Annotated in this window: 24 protein-coding genes and 1 pseudogene; all 25 read left to right on the top strand. The window is 47.4% G+C overall.

The annotated features are described in order from the left end of the window. The first annotated feature begins 45 nt into the window (after nt 1-45). A complete protein-coding gene (locus tag AC5JO6_RS19035) occupies nt 46-1062 on the top strand; it encodes a PstS family phosphate ABC transporter substrate-binding protein (RefSeq protein WP_496082634.1) in 1017 nt (338 codons plus the stop codon). A 134-nt stretch (nt 1063-1196) separates the two neighbouring features. Further along, a complete protein-coding gene (locus AC5JO6_RS19030; RefSeq protein ID WP_496082633.1) occupies nt 1197-2285 on the top strand; it encodes a DUF8738 domain-containing protein in 1089 nt (362 codons plus the stop codon). 247 nt (nt 2286-2532) lie between these two features. Further along, complete coding sequence (locus AC5JO6_RS19025) at nt 2533-2940, top strand: nuclear transport factor 2 family protein (protein WP_496082632.1); 408 nt, start codon at nt 2533-2535, stop codon at nt 2938-2940. Nucleotides 2941-3115: 175 nt separating this feature from the next. Then, nucleotides 3116-3928, top strand: coding sequence for an MBL fold metallo-hydrolase (locus AC5JO6_RS19020; protein ID WP_496082631.1), 813 nt, complete (start codon nt 3116-3118; stop codon nt 3926-3928). A gap of 69 nt (nt 3929-3997) precedes the next feature. Next, nucleotides 3998-5203, top strand: a complete 1206-nt coding sequence (locus AC5JO6_RS19015) for a ScyD/ScyE family protein (protein WP_496082630.1) — start codon at nt 3998-4000, stop codon at nt 5201-5203. A gap of 97 nt (nt 5204-5300) precedes the next feature. Beyond that, complete coding sequence (locus AC5JO6_RS19010; RefSeq protein ID WP_496082629.1) at nt 5301-5744, top strand: cupin domain-containing protein; 444 nt, start codon at nt 5301-5303, stop codon at nt 5742-5744. Nucleotides 5745-5806: 62 nt separating this feature from the next. After that, the gene (locus tag AC5JO6_RS19005; RefSeq protein ID WP_496082628.1) at nt 5807-6217 is read left to right on the top strand and encodes a hypothetical protein; all 411 of its coding nucleotides are present in this window, start codon (nt 5807-5809) and stop codon (nt 6215-6217) included. A gap of 119 nt (nt 6218-6336) precedes the next feature. Next, nucleotides 6337-7947, top strand: a complete 1611-nt coding sequence (locus tag AC5JO6_RS19000) for a GAF domain-containing protein (RefSeq protein ID WP_496082627.1) — start codon at nt 6337-6339, stop codon at nt 7945-7947. A 29-nt stretch (nt 7948-7976) separates the two neighbouring features. After that, nucleotides 7977-9371, top strand: coding sequence for a cytochrome P450 (locus AC5JO6_RS18995; RefSeq protein WP_496082626.1), 1395 nt, complete (start codon nt 7977-7979; stop codon nt 9369-9371). A 65-nt stretch (nt 9372-9436) separates the two neighbouring features. Next, a complete protein-coding gene (locus AC5JO6_RS18990) occupies nt 9437-9856 on the top strand; it encodes a nuclear transport factor 2 family protein (protein ID WP_496082625.1) in 420 nt (139 codons plus the stop codon). A 49-nt stretch (nt 9857-9905) separates the two neighbouring features. Further along, nucleotides 9906-10790 carry an NmrA family NAD(P)-binding protein gene (locus AC5JO6_RS18985; RefSeq protein ID WP_496082624.1) on the top strand — a complete coding sequence of 295 codons (885 nt, stop codon included), beginning with the start codon at nt 9906-9908 and terminating at the stop codon, nt 10788-10790. Between the two features lie 53 nt (nt 10791-10843). Then, entirely contained in the window at nt 10844-11035 is a 192-nt protein-coding gene (locus tag AC5JO6_RS18980; RefSeq protein WP_496082623.1) for a hypothetical protein, read from the top strand. Between the two features lie 41 nt (nt 11036-11076). Next, a complete protein-coding gene (locus tag AC5JO6_RS18975; RefSeq protein WP_496082622.1) occupies nt 11077-11985 on the top strand; it encodes a dioxygenase family protein in 909 nt (302 codons plus the stop codon). Between the two features lie 47 nt (nt 11986-12032). After that, nucleotides 12033-12524 carry an SRPBCC domain-containing protein gene (locus AC5JO6_RS18970; protein WP_496082621.1) on the top strand — a complete coding sequence of 164 codons (492 nt, stop codon included), beginning with the start codon at nt 12033-12035 and terminating at the stop codon, nt 12522-12524. 21 nt (nt 12525-12545) lie between these two features. Next, nucleotides 12546-12698, top strand: a pseudogene (locus AC5JO6_RS18965) (GMC oxidoreductase); the annotation flags it as partial. A gap of 92 nt (nt 12699-12790) precedes the next feature. After that, nucleotides 12791-13384, top strand: a complete 594-nt coding sequence (locus AC5JO6_RS18960; protein ID WP_496082620.1) for a nuclear transport factor 2 family protein — start codon at nt 12791-12793, stop codon at nt 13382-13384. Nucleotides 13385-13389: 5 nt separating this feature from the next. Beyond that, nucleotides 13390-14163: a glucose 1-dehydrogenase gene (locus AC5JO6_RS18955; RefSeq protein ID WP_496082619.1), complete on the top strand. Its 774-nt coding sequence runs from the start codon at nt 13390-13392 to the stop codon at nt 14161-14163. A gap of 499 nt (nt 14164-14662) precedes the next feature. Further along, the gene (locus tag AC5JO6_RS18950) at nt 14663-15052 is read left to right on the top strand and encodes a cupin domain-containing protein (protein WP_496082618.1); all 390 of its coding nucleotides are present in this window, start codon (nt 14663-14665) and stop codon (nt 15050-15052) included. Between the two features lie 37 nt (nt 15053-15089). Further along, nucleotides 15090-15488, top strand: a complete 399-nt coding sequence (locus tag AC5JO6_RS18945; RefSeq protein WP_496082617.1) for a RidA family protein — start codon at nt 15090-15092, stop codon at nt 15486-15488. Between the two features lie 96 nt (nt 15489-15584). Further along, nucleotides 15585-16544, top strand: a complete 960-nt coding sequence (locus tag AC5JO6_RS18940; protein ID WP_496082616.1) for an NAD(P)/FAD-dependent oxidoreductase — start codon at nt 15585-15587, stop codon at nt 16542-16544. Between the two features lie 62 nt (nt 16545-16606). Next, a complete protein-coding gene (locus AC5JO6_RS18935; RefSeq protein ID WP_496082615.1) occupies nt 16607-16993 on the top strand; it encodes a nuclear transport factor 2 family protein in 387 nt (128 codons plus the stop codon). A 194-nt stretch (nt 16994-17187) separates the two neighbouring features. Then, entirely contained in the window at nt 17188-17616 is a 429-nt protein-coding gene (locus AC5JO6_RS18930; protein WP_496082614.1) for a VOC family protein, read from the top strand. Between the two features lie 167 nt (nt 17617-17783). Beyond that, nucleotides 17784-18653 (top strand): NmrA family NAD(P)-binding protein, encoded by an 870-nt coding sequence (locus tag AC5JO6_RS18925; RefSeq protein ID WP_496082613.1) that lies wholly within the window; start codon nt 17784-17786, stop codon nt 18651-18653. A 532-nt stretch (nt 18654-19185) separates the two neighbouring features. Further along, nucleotides 19186-19596, top strand: coding sequence for a four helix bundle protein (locus tag AC5JO6_RS18920; RefSeq protein WP_496082612.1), 411 nt, complete (start codon nt 19186-19188; stop codon nt 19594-19596). Then, nucleotides 19593-20162 (top strand): ThiF family adenylyltransferase, encoded by a 570-nt coding sequence (locus tag AC5JO6_RS18915; protein WP_496082611.1) that lies wholly within the window; start codon nt 19593-19595, stop codon nt 20160-20162. Before AC5JO6_RS18920 ends, AC5JO6_RS18915 begins: the two co-directional genes overlap by 4 nt. Nucleotides 20163-20508 lie beyond the last annotated feature (346 nt).

Raw genomic sequence — 20508 nt, 5'->3', positions numbered from 1 at the left:
TAGATTGAGACGCATCTGATCAATTCATTCAAGGAATTTACAACAATGAAAGCAACGTTACTTAAACCAGCCTCAACGCTGGTCGCTTCAGCTTTGGTCACAAGCTGTGCCGCGAATTCTCAAATGGTGACTCAGAAAACCGATCCGATCAGAGTTGATGGCTCTAGCACGGTTGCACCGATTACTCAATTAGCTGCGGATGAGTTCAAAGCTAGCCATTCAAAACAAACAGAGGTCAGCATCAATACTTCTGGAACTGGCGGCGGATTCAAGAAGTTCTGTTCAGGTGAGACTGACATTAACAATGCTTCTCGTCCAATTCTCATTCAAGAGATGGATGCTTGCAAACAAACAAAGGTTGCTTATTTGGAGATTCCCATTGCTTTCGATGCGATCACCGTTGTCGTCAATCCTCAAAATACCTGGGCAAAAGATATGACGAGCGCAGAACTCAGAAAGCTGTGGGAACCTGATGCTGAAGAAAAAATTACCAATTGGCGGCAGATTCGCAGTTCCTACCCCGATCGCCCCATTGCCCTTTATGCTCCTGGTCAAAACTCCGGCACATTTGATTACTTTACTCAAATCGTGAACGGCTCAGGTGGTGCTAGTCGCAAAGACTACAGCGCTAGTAAAGAGGCGAATGATTTAGCTCAGAATGTCATCCGTGATCCAAATGCGATCGCTTACTTTGGGTTTGGTTATTATCAAGCCGATGCCAAGCAACTCAAACCACTTGCGATCAATAGCGGTCAGGGCGCAGTTCTGCCTTCTGTTAAAACGGTACAGTCTGCCAAGTATCAGCCGCTTTCTCGCCCCTTGTTCATCTATGTCAATCTCAATTCTGCCCAGAAGAAGCCCCAGGTTAAGGCATTTGTGGAGGCGTATCTCAAGAATGCCGATCGCCATGTGAAGCAAACAGGTTATATTCCCTTGCCTTCTCAGGGATATCAACTGGCGTTAAATCACTTCCATGAAGGCAAAGTTGGCACTGTGTTTGCTGGAAAACTGCAACCAGGCATCACAATCACTCAGTTGTTAGCTAAAGAAGCTGTTTTCTAACCAGAATTTGGAGAAAACTTGCATGAACAATCTGTAAACGATCGCTGTCATCGAAGCTTTATCAGAATTCCTGTTAGAACAGTTTACGTTGATTTTTTGTCTTGCACATAAGGACACAAGTTATGGTGATTACAATGGCACAACTTAAATGGATGTTCAACGGCTCTCAAACAGCAGGATTGGTAGGGTTGCTGTTACTAACAAGTGGAGTTGCTGTAGAATCTGCGGTCGCACAATCCATTCCAACCCCATCTGCTCCAACGGAGATCAACAGAACACCGCGCTTACCAGCATCGGTGAGACAAGCCGTGCGGCGGGATCTCTCGCAGCGTCCCAATGTTCCAATTCAAAGCTTGACGATCGCTCGCTTCACTCGGCAAACCTGGAGAGATAGCTGTTTTGGGTTGGGTGGTTCAGCCGAATCCTGTCTTCAAGTAGTCGTTCCGGGTTGGCGTGTTGAAGTGACGAATCAGCAACAAAGCTGGTTTTATCGTACAAATGTAACTGGAACCTCAATCCGATTAGAACCTGAATCGGATGAGACAACTTTGCCAAAAGAAGTAGACCAGCGACTCCTGAACAAGGTTTCTGAGGATGTGAGGATTCCAGCAACGGAACTAAAAATTGCAGCAGTTAGACCAGCCGTTTGGGATGGATGTTTGGGGATCTTCACCCCAGGAACTGCTTGCACCCAAATTGCTATTTCTGGCTGGCAGACGATCGTGACGGGCAGAAATGGCAGTTGGGTGTATCACCTCGATCGAGATGGAAATCGCATTGTGCAAAATCCCACTGCAAGCAGGAGTCGAGGTGGATTAATCCCTTCGTTTGTTCCAGAGCAGAACAAACCGCCGATCGAGTCCGAAATTGTGTTCCGGTCAGTCGTCAGTGGCGATTTGTCTGGCAAAGAAACTCAGATGACGTTGACGAGTGATGGTGCAATCACTCAGTTCATCATCGCTCCCAATATTCGATCGCGTCCAATTGTGGTGAAGCGTCTTTCTCAGGCAGAGGTCAAACAGTTCCAACAGTTGCTCGAAAGACAGCGATTTCAAAATTTGAACGGTTTGAGATACCTCACAAGTACAGCATCTGCCGACTATCCAACCACAACGCTGCAAACAACTGGAGCGACGGTTCAGTACATTGATTTAGAGAAGAAAAATCTTCCTAGAGCGCTCCAGCAGGTCATTCGAGCTTGGGAGAAATTGAAGTCGAAGTAAATACTTTTATCATTCTTTTGCTGTTGAACTGTCTTAAAGAACAAGCTTGCTCATCACAACGGTCCATCTATTGTCGTAAGAATCTGAAAGAAGTAAAGCATTGAACTCACTAACATCAACTTAGATGCAATAAGGAGAGTTCCATGCAACCTGTATCAGGATTGATATCTTTTTGTGATCGCTATGGACACCAAGACCGAGTACGTTTCATTTGATCAAATCTCTTGCACTAAATAAAGGAGTCATCATGAAATCTAGTCAAAGCATTGTTACGGAGCGACTGCAACAAGCACTAAACGCTCATGATCTGGAAGCGCTTTCAACCTGTTTTACACCCGACTTTCAGGGTGAGCAACCCCTCCATCCCGATCGAGCCTTCCAGGGATCTGAGCAGGTGCTTAAGAATTGGTCTGTCATCTTCCAGGATGTCCCGGACTTTTGCACAGAGGTGCTCCGCTCGGCAGTTGTGGGTGATACTGCCTGGAGCGAATGGCGTTATTTTGGTACCCGTCACAATGGTGTACCGCTTGATATGCGTGGGGTATCCATTTTAGGCATAGAAGCAGATCAAATTAAGTGGGCACGTTTGTATATCGAACCCGTGCAAGCAACGGGCGGCGGCATAGATGCAGCAGTGAAGAGTCTGTTTCAATGAACTACAAATTCCAAAATACATTCACATGTTCTTCAAAGCAATTTTGGCTGCTATAACCACAGTATTGATTGTTGCAACCTCGTGTACTTCTTCAGGGATTGCTACAGATAAAACGACAAAAGCTCAAGTCTCCGGTGTCTACTCGTTTAGGTTAGGCGAATTCACGATTACAGCATTGAGCGATGGTACAGTACCGCAAGATCTCCACAAGATTCTAACGAACACAAACTCGGCAGAGATCAAGCAACTCCTCGATCGCAGCTTTCTTGCAAATCCTGTTGAAGCCTCCATTAATGCATTTCTGGTCGATACCGGAGAGAAACAGGTGTTGGTGGATACTGGGGCAGGACAACTGTTTGGTCCAGGGCTAGGCGGCAAACTGCAAGGCTCGTTGAAGACAGCAGGCTATGCACCCGATGACATTGACTTGATTCTCATTACTCACGTTCATACGGATCACAGTGGTGGTTTGGTCGAAAATGGGCGACTCATGTTTCCGACCGCCACAGTTTATGCGGGTAAGCCTGATGTCGATTTATGGCTCAATCCTGCGAATGCAGAACGATCGCACCTTGAGCGCAGATTTTTCGACGAAGCCGCCAAAACCATCAAACCTTACCGGGATGCAGGCAAGCTGAAATTGTTGTCTGGAGAAACCGCTATCTTACCCGGAATCACAGCGCGTCCTACGCCTGGGCACACACCGGGACACAATTTCTATGTTGTTGAAAGTAAGGGCGAGAGCATTGAATTTTGGGGCGATATTCTTCACTTTGGCTCGATTCAATTTCCGAATCCCAGAATCACCGTGATCTACGATGTCGATTCTAATGCTGCATCAGTGCAACGAGTAAACCAATTTGCCCGTGCAGAACAATCACGTCGCTTAGTTGCAGCAGCACATCTACCTTTTCCAGGAGTAGGGCACATCCGGGCAGAGGGTCAAGGTTATACCTGGATACCAGTAGATTATCGCTGGCGTGATTAATAAGAATGACACCTAATTAACGCGCCAAAACTCCAAATCAATTCCTAAATCAATTCAAAGGAGAAAGAAATGTCTGAACTCGTAAGAACACTGCAAGTATCGAACGTTGAGGTCTTGGCATCAGGTTTAGATAGTCCCCGCAAACTCAGCTTTGGATCGGATGGGGCGCTCTATGTTGCTGAAGCCGGACGGGGCGGAATCGGGGCTAGTATTCCGTCTCCCAGTGTACCGGGCGCATCAGTGTTCTATGGGGCAACGGGGGCAATTACTCGCATTCAAGACGGGGTAGCAGAACGAGTCGTTACTGGATTACCCTCACTGGCATTAGCCGATGGCTCAGATGCAGCAGGTGTTAGTGACATTGAATTTGATGCGGATGGAAACGCCTATGTGATTGTGGGTCTCGCCAGCAATCCATCTAATCGAGATGGCATATTAAAAATGCCTGATTTTAGCCAGTTGATTGCGATCGATAGTTTTGAAAACGGTGGTTCCTGGACAAGGTTGAGCGATTTTGGCGCATATGAGCAAGCGAACAATCCCGACGGGCAAAATGTCGATACCAACCTCTATGATCTGCTGATTAACGATAATACAGCCTATGTGGTTGATGCAGGTGCAAATGATTTGCTCAGTCAGCGTGCCTTCAGCGGTAAACCGATTCTAGAAGCCGTCTTTCCAGTTCGTGATGCAACGAATCGGCTCACGGGTGAAGCAGTACTACAGCAGTCTGTTCCTACCTCAGTTGCCGTTGGACCGGATGGTGCGCTCTACGTGAGTGAATTGACTGGGTTTCCGTTTCAAGCAGGAGCGGCACAGGTGTATCGCATCAATGAAGTAGGTCAACCAGAAGTCTATGCAGACGGTTTTACGAATATTACAGATATCGCCTTTGACGCTGCTGGCGGTCTGTATGTGCTGGAATATGATGCAAATGGACTTTTGAATGAAGGTGATGCAGGAGCATTGATCTATGTGTCTCCTGATGGTCAAACTCGCACGGCGATCGTAGCGGATGAGTTAATTAATCCCACGGGCTTGGAAATTGGTGCTGACAGGGACATTTACATTTCCAACAAAGGCTTTGTGGCTGGACAGGGAGAAGTGCTGCGGCTAGATTTAGAGCCGGATACCTGCCTCAGTTCCAAACCGCTCTTCTACGGACATGTAGCACATGACAAGACCACGATCGCCGCAAATGGTGACCCGTTCCATGTCTATGACCCAGTGATGCCGTCTACTGTGGATTACCAAACAGAGTGGTTAAGCATCTGAGGAATGCTTCTAAAGCAACTTCTCTGATGCTTGTAGACTTATCGCTGGCGTGATTAACCAGTAATGACACAACTCATTGATCAATCGGAGTATTTTCATGTCCAATTCTTTCTGGCTATTTGGCTCTCGCCTCACGATCCTTGCAGATCACACGGCAACTGAAGGCAAATACGATCTGATCGAAGGCTACTTTCCCCCGAATACCCAAACGCCTCTCCATCGCCACACCCGCTATTCTGAACAACTCTACGTGACTGAAGGAGAATTCACAGTTTGGGCGGATGAAAACAAGGTTGTGCTGAACGCAGGTGAAAGTTTTCTGATTCCTGCTGGGACAGTTCACGTTGTGGGTGTAGTGGGTGAAAAACCTGCTCGTGGATTAATGGTCACTTCTCCGAGTAGCTTTGCGCGACTGATTGCAGCGGTAGGAACACAGGATGCGAATGGAGTACCCGATATGGCTCTCGCTGAACGTATTTCCAACGAGATCGGCGACGAGATTTTGGGACCGCCTGGAGCTTTACCCAATGTTGCTGCATAAGCAAACTCAATTGGTACAAAACAAACAACTACACTTCTGAATCTGTTCTTGGGGAAAGACCAATGGATACACACTCATCTGTTACAGAGACACAATTTGATGTCATGCGATCGCAGATTTCTAGCAGCTTTGAAAAAGCACAAGCACAAAAGAAAAGACTCAAACGCAAAAACGCTCGGTACACAAATGCAAACATTATTCTCGCTGGGTTGTCCACGCTCCTGGCAGGGATGGCAGGAACGATCGGCAATGCTAAGAACTGGAAGCCAGTCTATATGCTTGCAGCGATATGCTCCGCAGGTGTGACGGTGACTTCAAGACTACAAACGGCTGAGCGATTGACTACAACCAGTGAATGTATGGGGCAACTTAAGGCGCTGAGAGTGGAGACCATTGCTCCCACCTACGATTTGCCGAAAGTGAGTGCAAAGTACCAGCAAATTCTCTCGGAATACTCGGCGATCGATGTTTAATCTGTCTGCTATTGTACCAACAATCTCGTCAAAAATTGCATCCCCTCTGCCGTTTCTCATCCAAGACAACCAGAGTTCCTTCAGTCCGCTGCAACTTCAGGTAGAGAAAGGAAGAAGAGATGAATAGTCCTGAAACCCAACCACATAACTACTTAATGATTCGCCTGCCCATGCGGTGGGTTGCCTTCTTTATTCTGGGGATTAGTTTAATTTCCGGGATAGCAACGATCACGATCCGCTTTGAGCAACTCCAGTACATGGCAGATACCTATTATCATCCTTACCTGGTCAAAGCAGGTCTTTCGGACAACTTCTACATCCTATACTTTCTGCTGCTGGAAAGCCTATTAGCGCTGGCATTTGCCGTGACGGGTGGAATGATTGCCCTGCGTGGTTCTGCCACCTGGATGACGATTTTGGCGGCGATCGCATTGATGCTATTTGGAGTCAGCGTTCCCCCACCACTGCATGCATTAGTGGCGCAGCAAGGTGCGCTAGATCTACCCCTGAAGCTGCTACGGTCAGTCGGTCTGGCATCATTCATCATCTTTTTCTACGTCTTTCCCGATGGTCGGTTTGCCCTGGGCTGGACTCGAATCGGTGCGATCGCTCTGGTAGCATGGTCACTGCTCTGTCCCTTTTTCTACCAGTTAGATCCTTATCAGTTGCCTCATCCATTCCCGTTTGTAGTTCTGGCTGGCTGGCTATCTACAGCCGTTGTTGCTCAACTCTATCGCTATTTTCGTTTGACTGAACCTACCCAGCGGCAACAAACAAAATGGGTTGTCTTTGGTTTAACCATTGCCGTTCTCGGTGACTTTGTTACCCACATTGCCTGGTATTTCTTTCCATCGCTACAACCTGGTCCGGATTGGTTGATTTTACTATTGCATCACCCGTTCTTTATCGTGTCGCAATTGCTGATACCGCTGTCGATCGGATTTTCAATTCTGCACTTTGGCTTGTGGGAAATTGATTTCATCATTAATCAAACTGTGATTTATGGGCTATTGACAACTGTTCTGGCGGCAATTTGGGCAACCCTTGCCAAACTGTTGGAAGGATTGTTTGCTGAGTTTCTAGGTTCCAGTGCAACTCCGATTGCAACGGGTTTTGCCGTCTTAGTCGTAGGCTTAGCGTTTGGTGCAACCCGTAAATATCTGGAAACCTTTGTCAATACCTACTTCTATCCCAACAAGGTGAATCTTAGTCGAGATTTTGTGGAGATTTTACCGGAAGCACGCGCCACAGTCAGTTCGTCAGAATTAGAGGAAATCTTGATCAGTCGAATTTTGGAATTGTTTGACATCAGCTATGGAGTCATCTTTCTATGTAACGAAAACCAACCATCACACTTTATTAGTGTGGGCGATGTAGAACCAGAAATGATTGAGTCGTTTGCCTGTGATGCACCAGCATTCAATCAAGTGCGTCAAGGTATGGTGGTCAAGCAACCCGATAATCACGTCTTTCCGCTGCTGGTTCCGCTCATACTGCGACAAACCAAAGAGCCAAAATTCATGGGAGTGCTGGCATTAGGACCAATGCAGAAGGGGCGAGAGTATTCTTTAAATGAGCTTTGGATGTTCAAACGATTTGCCAGTCAAGCCGGAACAGCCATTTACATTGCTCAGATCAATACAGAAAACTATCAAAAGCTAGAGCAAAAGATTACAGTACTGGAGCAAAAGATTGATCGCTTGAACTCACAGTCACTTTTGTCTCATTAACAATAATTTTCACCAGCCGACTTAGACCTATGATTCCAAAAACTAACGTTCCTGCTGGTTCACAAGCACCTCGCTGGCTGCAAAAAATCCTGTACACACGAGATGCGATCGCCTACATGGAGGCGGCTGCCCAACAGTGCGGAGAAATTTTTAATGCCCCTGTGATTGGCAACCACCCGGTTGTGGTATTCGTCAGCAATCCCCAGGTGCTCCAGTTCATTTTCTCGAATGACACCAGGCAATTGATTACGCCGCCAAATTCACTGCTTCAACCACTGACTGGAGATCACTCCCTTTTTGCGCTCGAAGGTGTCCGTCATCGTCGGGAACGGCGGTTGTTGATGCCGACCTTTCACGGAGAACGAATGCGAAGCTATGGAGACTTGATTTGTGAATTGGTTGACAAAGCGATGAGTTCGCGATCAATCAATACGCAGTTTTCTGCTCGTCAGTTGGCGCAGGAAATCTCTTTAGCCGTGATCCTCAAGGTCGTTTTTGGCATTGATCAAGAGGAACGATTCCATCGTCTCAAGTCACTGATTGTTCGGTTCACAGATTCACTGCAATCTCCTTTGATTGGTGGTTTACTGTTCTTTCCATCCTTGCAAAAGGATTGGGGAACCCGCAGTCCCTGGGGGTACTTGCAGCATCTGAAACGACAGATTGGGGAAATCATTTATGCTGAAATTTCTGCTCGTCATCATCAGCATCAGATGGGTTCAGACATTTTGAGTTTGTTGATGTCAGCCCGTGATGAAATGGATCAACCCATGAGTGATGTGGAATTGCATGATGAGTTACTGACCCTTCTATTAGCGGGTTATGAAACCACTGCAACGGCGATCGCCTGGGCACTGTACTGGATTCATCGCCATCCTCAAGTGAACGAAAAGCTATATGAAGAACTGAATCAGCTCGGTAAGGCTCCAGATCCAGTCACTGTAGCGCAATTGCCTTATCTCACTGCTGTTTGTAATGAATCTCTGCGTCTTTTCCCTGTTGCGACGCTCACCTTTCCCAGGGAGGTTAAAGAGCCTGTAGAGCTGATGGGGTATCAACTTGAACCTGGAACGAGAGTGTATGGTTGTGTTTATCTGACTCATCATCGCCCCGATCTGTATCCAGACCCTAAATTGTTTAAGCCAGAGCGCTTTTTAGAACGGCAGTTTTCTGCTTACGAATTCTTGCCCTTTGGCGGTGGTGCGCGCCGTTGCATTGGGGAAGCATTAGCCCAATTTGAGATGAAATTAGTCGTTGCAACTCTGCTTTCCCATTATCGATTCGCACTGATCGATCAATCTCCTGAATATCCCCAGCGTCGCGGGGTAACGTTTACTCCATCTAGGGGGGTACAGATGGTTTTGACGGGAAATAATACCCAAGTAAGTTCGTTAATCTCATCAGAATCTGATGAAGCGTTGTAAGAATCTGAAAGAAGTGAAGCAATAAAACTCACTAAACTCAAATGAGATACAACAAGGAGAATTTTATGCAACCCGTATCAGATCAAGCAAAACAGACAGTTACTCAGGTCTTTACCTCTTTTTTATCGCTGATCGTTAAAGATGTTCAAGCCTTGATGAACCTGTATACCGAAGATGCAGTCGTTGAATATCCATACGCTTTCGATACACCCAAACGATTAGAAGGTAAAGAAGTGATATACAACTACCTCAAAAATGCAGTAGCGAAGTTGCAAGACTTGAGGTTTACCAATATTCGGGTCTATCCAACAACAGACTCAAATATTCTATGGGCTGAGGTTCAGGGGGAAGCGGTCATCGCCGCCACAGGTATTCCCTATCAACAAGAGTATGTGATGCGACTGGAAACAAGGAATGGTCTTATCGTTCATTACCGAGAATATTGGAACCCAAGGATTGTGAGTGAGCGATGGGCAAACACCTAAGATTGGCTCTAGGCTCTCGCTAAAATGTAGCGCAAGGAAACGAAACAGTATGAAGATTGTGATCGCTGCTGCCTCTGGCAATATTGGACGACGTACCGCAGAGAAAGTTGTGCAGTCTGGAGCCGAAACGATTCTTCTAACCCGACAGCCAGAGAAGTTAGCTGATTTAGCAGCTCAAGGTGCTACAGTCCAACCTGTCAGCAGTGATGATCCGCAAGGGTTGATTGAGGCAACACAGAATGCAGATGCTTTGTTCTGGCTGACTCCACCGAAACTAGATGCCCCTAGCTTACGCGACTGGTATCGTCAGACTGCGATGATTGCAGCTAGAGCTGTGCAGGAAAACCGCATTCAGCGAGTGATTAACATTTCTAGTGTGGGTGCAGGCTCAGGTACAGATCTCGGCACTGTAACGTTTGCCGGAACTGTTGAAACAATTTTCAACCAAACTGGCTCGAATGTGCTGCATCTACGTCCTGGTTATTTCATGGAGAATTTTCTAGGAGAAATCAAGGTCATCCAGCAGGACAACACCGTCTATTTTCCCTACGCGGATGACCATGATATTCCCTGGATTAGTACCGATGATATTGGAGATGAAGCCGCCAGATATTTATTGGACGATCGCTGGGCAGGACAATGGACTCGGAATCTCATGGGACCAGAAAATCTAACACTCTCTGAAGTCACTGCCATTCTGTCGCGAGTCCTGCATCGTTCAATTGACTATATCCAAATCACAGTTGAATCGATTCAACAGCAGCTTGCTTTGGATGGGGCGACATTGGATGTCCAACAAGAGCTAGGGAATCTGTTTCGTGCCCTTGGTGATCCAGATGGTATCTATGCGACTGCACGAACACCTGAAGTAATTACACCAACAACATTTGAGCAGTTTGTAACCCATAAACTCCTCAAACACATTCTGGCTTAATCTGGAGCGCTCAATAACAACACACGTCTAAAATCAGCAATTGGAGTTGTGCCATGTATGTTCAACGAATGGGATTTTTATACAATCTCTACTGCATCGGCTGGAAACAGGGTTCCCTGAAGCATCTCTCCGCCTTGCAGCATGGATTGTTCAGCATTTTTCTGCATTACCGCAAAGGCTACGCTGAAGGCTTCCAGTGGAGGCAGGATTGCTTGAGAGATGCCAGTAGTTCACGCTTCTTGTGACTAATTTGCAATTCACATCAACTGGAAAAAGGAATTCAATCATGCAAACTATTACGATCGACACCATCACGCAAGCTGTAATCGATCACGGTGACGGTGGCAAAACTCATCCGCGCCTGTACGAAATTTATACAAGCTTGGTGAAGCATCTCCATGCTTTTGTTCGAGAAGTCAACTTAACCGAGCCAGAATTGCAGCAGGGGCGTGATTTTCTCAATCGAGGTAGCCACCACACGCAAGTTATCCCAGATGGGGAGATTCAAATGCTCACTGATTTGCTCGGCATTTCGATGCTGGTGGAATTGCTGAAAGACTCCAATGGCGATGTAACAGAAGCTAATTTGGAAGGACCGCTCTACGTGCCCAATTCGCCTCAGCGCAAGTTAGGCGATCGCATTGGTATTGATGCAGAAGGTGAGCCATTATTCCTTTCAGGTCGCGTGTTAGATGTGGATGGACACGCGATCGCCAACGCATTGATCGAAGTTTGGCAACCCAACTCAAAGGGATTGTACGACATCATCGATCCGTCTCAACCTGCTGGAAACTTTCGCGGGCAACTCCATACGGACGAGAACGGCAACTACAGCTTTGAAACGGTTGTGCCCAGTGGATACAACATACCAAACGATGGACCCTGCGGTGAGGTGTTGCGCCTGTTGGGACGACACACCTGGCGGGCGGCTCACATCCACTTCAAGCTGAGTGCGACTGGCTACACGCCGCTGACGACTCAAATTTTCATAGACAGTGATCCTCTTCTTGATTCAGACACTACCTTCACGGTGCGATCGACCATTATCAAACTGCAAAAGCACAAATCACTTCCCGAACTTGAGGCGCAAAATCAAAACAAGCCATTCTACTCTGCTCAATTTGATTTCGTGCTGAAACCGATCGTAACCGCTAGGGAAGTTCAACCCGTTAATCCACTCTTTGAAGTGACATGAAGCAGACGCGACCATACCAAGAATTCAGGCATAAAACCGGAGGAGACATGATGAACACAGAGTCGATTCGTTTTCCAGCAGAGTACGATCCGAGCCGCTGCCCAGTTCACGTTGTCAACACAATAGAAATTTCAGCCTCACCTGCGGAGGTTTGGGATCATCTCATTACCGCTGCTGATTGGCAGACCTGGCAGCCCGCTATATTGAATGTTCGCATCCAGGACGGTTCCCGCAAACTGTCTCAGGACGTGACTTTCACTTGGAAAACTGGCGGAGTGACGAGCGCATCTACCGTGAAAGAATTCGTGCCAGATCAACGGATTGCCTGGGATGGGAGAGCAACGGGACTGCACGCCTATCACAGTTGGCTCATCACGCCAACCCCCAACGGCTGTCGCGTTTTGAGTGAAGAAACTCTGCGTGGAATTGTTCCACGTCTAATCAAGTTGTTTGCGCCTAACCTCATACATAACTCGAATCAGAAATGGCTGGAAGCTTTGGCGGTTCGTTCCTCAACAACGACTAATTTTGTGCGTTGACCAAACTGCTTCTCGCTACCACGGGTACAGGGCGTTGAAGGATTGCGAGTCGTTGATGCTTCGATTATGCCAACCATTACAACCGGAAATACAAATGCACCCACGATCGTGATTGGCGAAAAGGCAGCGGATTTAATCAAAGGTGCGCGTCATGTTCCACAGCAGTTTCGCTAACCCGATAAGAATTTGACAAGGCATCGTAAGAATTTGAAAGAAATCAAGCATTGGAATCAATACAGTTTAGATAGAACTTAGGAGTATTCAACATGGTCACAGAGCAAACAGTAGACAAACAAGAAAATGTACAGGCAACCCCCAACCTGACACCCGCTCAGGCAGCCTTACAAGCGGTTTGGGAAGAGCATATCGGGCACGAGTTTGGTACTCACAGCACTGAAGATGCGCTCGCCACGATGGTTGAAGACGCTTACGTGAATGATATTCCAGTGATGACTGGGGGAGTCGGGAAAGCAGCAGTGGGTGAGTTTTATTCCAAATATTTCATTCCCCAGGTTCCGCCAGACTTCGAGCTAGTTCCGATTTCGCGCACGATCGGGACGGATCAACTCATCGATGAAATGGTGGCGAAGTTCACTCATACGATCCAGATGGACTGGATGCTGCCCAGTGTTGCTCCGACCGGGAAACGGGTTGAAGTGCCAGTGGTCGCGATTATTCGGTTTCGTGATGGCAAGATAGCCCATGAACACCTCTACTGGGATCAGGCGAGTATTTTGGTGCAAATCGGCTTGCTTGATGCTGAAAAACTGCCCATTGTGGGCGTTGATAGTGCGCGTAAGTTGATGGATCGGAACTTGCCCTCAAATACACTAATCGATCGTGCTAGTCATAGTAGGTAAAGATCATGATGCTAGAAAATAAGGTTGCCTTAATAACGGGAGGAACTGCGGGAATTGGTCGAGCAACTGCGATCGGGTTCGGTGCGGCGGGTGCAACAGTAGTGTTCTCCGGCAGACAGGAAGCAAAAGGTGAAGAAACTGCGGCTCTGATTCGAGAGACGGGAGCAGAGTGTTTGTTTGTGCGATCGGATGTATCGAGTGAAACGGATATAAAGGCACTGATCGAGAAAACAGTCGCCAGTTACGGCAGGTTAGATTTTGCCTTCAATAACGCTGGGTTTGGTAAACCTCCCAAACCACTCCATGAGCAGTCTGCTGAAGACTTTGACACCATGATGGCGATTAGCTTGAGGGGTGTGTTCTTGTGTATGAAATATGAAATTCAACAGATGCTGACTCAAGGAGCAGGGGTGATCATCAACACCTCTTCAGTCGCGGGATTGATTGGCAGACCTGGCTCTGGTCGTTATACTGCAAGCAAACACGCGGTGATGGGTCTGACTCGTTCTGCTGCACTCGATTATGCCAAGCAAGGGATTCGGATTAATGCTGTCAATCCTGGCTATTTTCGCGGCACAGACATCGTGTCTCCTCAGAGCCTCCAAGAGATGGGTATAACCTCAGAGCAGTTTGAGTCGATGGCATCGTCCAGTGTCCCAATGGGGCGAATGGGTCAACCTGAAGAAATTGCTGCAACGGTTGTGTTCTTATGTTCGGATGCTGCCAGCTACATTACAGGTCAACCTTTCGCGATCGATGGTGGACTCATGGCGGGCTAATTTAAGGTGATTTTCTAATCCTATCGGTCTAGCCGAAAAGATTATTGTCGCAGGGCGCGACTAGCTGCGAACGTTCATCACAAGCATCTGACAAATCATTGTAAGAATCTGATAGCAGTCAGGTACCTGGTTGCCTGACAAATCTTTCTGCAATCGCCTGACCCGCCCTGCACTGAAAGTGCGGGCTAACGGGGGAAAGTCCTCTAAAGAGGACTGCAAGGGACTTTCAACCCGTTTCAACGGGTTTCAGGCTATTAGCCCGGATTTTAATCACGGGCGGGTAAGCAGCGAAGCCGTAAGCCTTTCAGGACTTTTGTCAGGCAATCAGGTCAGGTACTTCAACTCACTACACTTTGGAGACATCAAACAGCAAGAACTCAATACTGATAACTGTTGAACTACTAGGAGAAATGCAATGACTACCTCTCGTGAACTATTGATTGAGCCATCTCAAGGGTAGTCCCTTTCCGTTGTCGGAGATATTCTGACCTTCAAGGCAGTGAGCGAAGACACCAACGGACAATACACGCTCTTCGAGTTACGAGTTGATCCTGAAATTGGACCGCCGCCCCACATTCACCATCGAGAAGATGAGGCGTTCTATATCCAAGAGGGCGAACTGGAGTTTCATCTCGGCGATCGAACTGTAATTGCTACCCCTGGAACTTTCTTGTATTCGCCGAAGGGTCATCTGCATCACTTCAAGAACATCACGAACCAACGTGCCAAGATGTTGGTTTGGTGTATACCTGCGGGAATTGAAAAATACTTTGCTGAAGTTGGCGTTCCAGTAGACGATCCAGAATCTCCATCGCGCCCAGCTACTCCTGAAGCGATCAACCGAGTTTTGGCAGCAGCACCCAAGTATGGCATCGAATTTATCGTGTGAATTCGATTACAATGCCCTTTTCTACACAATAAACACCATGAGAAAACAACTAATCAACCCGCCACAACTGTATGATGGCAGACCACACGGACTTTCTCATGCTGTTGTCGATACCGCATCGGGGACTGTTTACATTTCTGGTCAAGTGGACTGGGACATGAACTATCAAGTCTCGTCCCATACCGTTGAAGGGCAGCTCAGGAGCGCACTGACTAACCTAACCATCGTCCTGGATGCAGCAGGAAGCTCCGTAGAGAACTTGCTTCACCTTCGCATCTATGTTCGAGGTGAACTTGGAGAACGTATGGAGGCGATCGCGCCCATTCTCGCGCAATTTCTAGCAGAATCGCGTCCCGCTGTTACTGGCATCGGGGTTGCCTCACTTGCCTCTCCAGAAACATTAGTTGAGGTTGAGGCAACAGCCGCCCTGAAGTAACACAGCTCCTTCAGGGCGGCTGTGTGGTGCGAGTCCCTACACCCTACAGCTTACACCCCACACCCTATTCATCAATCAACTCTACCAACCCAAACTATGAATACTGACTTACAAACCAACGTTTTTGATGCAATCATCGTCGGGGGTGGTGTAGCGGGCTTGAGTGCTGCCTTGCTGCTTGGACGAGCCTGTAAACGGGTATTAGTCTGCGATTCTGGTAAACCACGTAATCAAGTCGCTCACGCTTCTCACAACTACTTTTCCAGAGACGGAATTGCACCCGCAGAACTGTTACAGATTGGACGGGAGCAATTGCAACCTTACGATGTTGAAATTCGGCAGGGCGAGGCGGTTGATGCTGAAAAATTGGGCGATTACCCTTCGGGCACGCTTCGCGAACGCTTTCAAGTCATCCTCAACGACGGTAACCAGTTTGTCGGTCGAAAACTGCTCCTGGCAACGGGAATGAAAGACACGCTGCCGTCGATCGAAGGTTTCGTGGAACTCTGGGGGAATAGCGTTTTCCATTGTCCCTACTGTCACGGGTGGGAAGTACGAGATCAACCGTTAGCGATTTATGGCAAAGGAGAAGTGGCATTTGAACAGGCATTCATGCTCACAGGTTGGAGTCGCGATTTGGTTCTCTGCTCAGATGGTGCTGCGGAATTAAGTGATGAGCAACGGCAGCAGTTGTTCAATTGGGGAATTGAGATCCGCGAAGAGAAGATTGCTCGACTCGACCATCAAGACGGCAAACTCACTGGAATTGTGTTTGCAAACAATGAAGTACTGTCTCGTCGTGGGTTACTGTTACACCCTCAGTCGCATCAGTCCAGCCATCTCGCTGCAAAATTAGGTTGTAAATTAGACAACAAGGACATCGTAGAAGTGAATGATTTCAAACAAACTTCTGTTACTGGAGTTTATGCAGTAGGCGATGCGTCCAGTCCTCTTTCGCAGATTTCTTGGGCGGCTGCCAGTGGGATGCTCGCTGCCAGCTTCGTCAATCGTAGTTTGATTGAAGAGAACTTGCTTAGCCCAACTGCAAAAAGCTAACTCCAGTACAGTTTTGCTGGCTGATACAGCAAATCACCTAAACAATGCTGGAGGAACTAACTGTGAAAACGAACCTGGAAATCGTTCGAGAATTTTACAAAACGCTTAATTCAGAACTTGTCGATCCTGATGTGGATTGGAATGTTGCCGATAGCTTTTCCCTGGGTATTCACCATCATGGACGACAAGCCGTGCAAAAATGGGTGACTAGATTAGCTGCACAGTTTGATAATTGGAAAGATATGCCTGATCAACTTTTAGACACAGGTGATATGGTGATTGCTTTGGGTCATTATCAAGGTCGCTCTCAAGTAACCGGAAAACCAGTTGATGTTCCGTTTTCTCATATCTGGTTTCTGAAGGATGGACGGATCATCAAGCTGAATCACCATGTCGATACGGTCATGTTGGATGGCGCGATCGCTCCAGACAAAGCGCTTCAGAATTAGGGAGAACTGAGTTAGACATAGGTTCGCTCTCATGCAATCCTACGGTTTACTTTTGCAGAAATAAGTTCACAAGAATGACTTGTGTAATATGTTGTTACGAAATCTCCTTCAAAAGATAGTGGAAGGCGATCGTCTGTATCACTAGCTTGAAAGAGGCAAGCTAAAATTCATGCTACCCTCAACAGGAGCAAGACATGGAAACGCAGGAATTACATCGCGGTCGTTTGATCGACCACATCCAGTTAGTCGTGCGAGACCTTTTCGCCAGCCAGACCTTCTACACAGCGATCTTCGATGTCCTCAATATCCCAATAGGCGGCACTGGAGATGGATTCTTTTGGGCAGACGAGTTGTTCGTCTCGACACCTGATAGTGAAGCTGCTCAAGGGGTACTCACCGGATATCATCACTTAGCGTTCCAGGCTCATGACCGAGCCATGGTGGATGCGTTCTACAAAGCCGCTTTGGCTCACGGCGGTAGGGAAAACGGCGCACCTAGAGAGCGCAGGTATCACCCGGACTACTACGCCGCTTTTGTTCTAGATCCTGATAGCAACAATATCGAAGCGGTTTATCATGGCAAAGCGAATCGTAGCGCACCTTCTGTATGCATTACGTTCTAGTTGATCCGCAAACAAACTAGACGGTCAGTGGAATTAATGCAAAAAGCGATGTCGCAGCAGGGGATTAAATGAAGCTTGCTTTGGTAAGTTTTGGCAAGTGATCGAGCAGCTTTTGTGACAGGTGCGGGGATTTTGGAGGTCTGATCATAGGGTAAGGAGACTATTCCATGCACATTATACTTGGTGGTACTGGTCATATTGGTTCATCCTTAGCCAGCGCTCTGTTGGAGCGCGGCGAGGCAGTCACGGTCGTAGGTCATACTCCATCAAAAGCTCATGATCTTCAGCGACAAGGTGCCAATTTCGCAACGGCTAATGTAAATGCGACGAAGTTCCTTCGTCGCGTCATCCAGCAAGGTAAACGCCTATTTGTCCTCAATCCTCCCGCCGATCCATCAACCGACATCGACGTTCAAGAGCGGCAGAGCCTAAATTCTATTCTCCAATCGCTTAATGGTGTAAACCTTGAAAAGATCGTGGCGGAATCGACCTATGGTGCTCAGTCGGGCGACGATATTGGCGATTTAGGAGTCCTTTATGAGATGGAGCAATCCCTCACCGCGCTCCCAGTTCCAGTAACCATACTCCGGGGCGCATACTACATGAGCAACTGGGATATTCAGGTGCAGTCGGCGTGCGCGAACGGTGTCATACAAACATTCTTCCCCGTTGATTTTAAGCTGCCGATGGTGGCTCCTGCGGACATCGGGCAGATAGCCGCTCGCTTCATGACAGAACCCGCAAAATCGACGGAACTTCACCATGTGGAAGGGACTGAGCGCTATTCTTCCGAGGATGTGGCGATCGCATTCGCCGCAGTATTAAACAAGCCCATGAGGGCAGCGGAGATTCCAAGATCACAGTGGCTTGAAGCGTTTAAGCGCATGGGATTTTCGGAGAAGGCAGCAGTGTCGTTCGCAAACATGACAGCCGCCACAATAGACGGGCAGTTCCCCGATCCGGATGTCCCCATCCGGGGAGCGACCTCGCTACAAGATTATTTGGCAACGTTAGTAGAACAATACCGAGCGGAGTAAGCAGATGGAGTGGTAACACCGACGACACAGATCAATGTAGAGAGACCGCTCTTTTAAAACATCCACTTGAACAAAGGAGAGATTCAAATGTCAGAGAACAATAAAGCAATCTTAGAAGAAATGAAACCAGCAGCGCGGCGTAAATAATCTGCAAAAGTCAAGATGTATTTTTGCAAAACAGAGTGTCTAGCGAGTGATAATCTTGCTGTCAAACCACTGCATGCAGCATAATGCAGGTTTCAGCATTTCTGTCGAAGCTAATCGCTAATATAATCCGGGTTTCAGCATTTTTTCTAAGAACTGTCTGGAGTATTGTAGTTAGCGCTGTCTCATCTCTTTCACGTACCTCTTATGCCAGATCAACCTGCACTAGAACTGGAATTTGCTTGAGTGGACGCGATCGCGATTTTGATCTGCAATCGTTGGTTGGTGTGATGGAAAGACGAGAGTACTGAGTGCTGGGTGCTGAGTGCTGAGTATTTTAGAGGGAATACTGAAGAAGTTGGGGTTATACGACAGTTTGGAGATCACAGTGGGTAGTGGAATTGACAGGTTTGAAGATTTGGTGGCTTGGCAAAAAGCTAGATTGCTGACAAAGGAAATTTATCAAGTAACTCGACAAGGAGCTTTTGCGAAAGACTACGGACTTTCAGGGCAAATTCAACGGGCTGCTGTTTCCATTATGTCCAATATTGCGGAGGGATTTGAGCGAAATCGCCAAGGTGAGTTTCATCAATTCCTCTCGATTGCAAAGGCATCTTGCGCAGAATTGCGTTCACAACTGTATGTTGCTTTTGATGCAAATTATCTCAATCAAGCAGAGTTCACACAATTACTGACTCAAGCAGAAGAAGTCGCTCGAATCATCGGAGGACTTCGAGCCTCAGTCGAAAGACGCAAAATCAGCAACTCAGCACTCAAATCTCAGCACTCAGCACTATGACTACCTTTTTTCATGAACAGCTTTACCGGACGGATACAGTGGTGACCAAACTCAAGGAATTCCCTGTGACCATTTGTGGCGCAGGAGCTTTGGGTGCAAATCTGGCTGAGAACTTAGCCCGTGCTGGTTTTGGTAAGCTCAAGGTGATCGATCGCGATCGCATTGAAAAACGCAATCTTTCCACACAGCCCTACTACCGTTCAAATGTCGGTGCATTCAAAGCCAAAATTTTGGCGAATAACTTGTATCGGGCGATCGGAACAAAGGTAGAAGCGGAAATCAAAGCACTGACTGCGACGAATGCGGCTCAACTACTCAAAGACAGTGAGCTAATAGACTGTGCGAGAGCAGCGTTGGGTTATGACGAGACTGTTCGCCAATTGCTGAAACAGTTGCGGGATTGCCCTCCGACTGCACTGATTAAAACCGCCTGGGCACTACGAGCAGCCCTGAGAAGACAGGGATCAACTGTGTTCGACTGGTTGGTAGACGCAATAAACAATCATCCAAATGTTGAGTTAGTCCTCGTCGAAACGAAGGATGCTGTTGAGCAACTACCACTGTGAGCGTTACGAAGCAGTTCCCCCTACGGGGTAATCGCGTCTAATCAATCCACTACTATTGACACAAATACTCCAGTACCCGTTAAGTAGCTGGAGCACAACTACAATCTTTTCAACTACCAGGCATTGATTCAAACAGTGCAGACAGTAGTTTCAGAAATCGATCACCGAACACGGCGGAGAGTGCCCCACACAGCAGTATGAAGGTAGCCGAACCAATGTAATGAATGAGATGAACCGCTTCCGGTGTGAAATATATGAAATAGGAGAGAGGAACCAGAACTAAGAAAGATCCCAGGAGTGAACCCAATAAAAATTGAGTTGCTTTACTCCGCCAGGTTTGAAGATT

It is taken from the genome of Tildeniella sp. (assembly GCF_059505325.1).
Note: the sequence above shows the minus strand (reverse complement) of the source record. Positions and strands in the feature narration are given on the sequence as shown.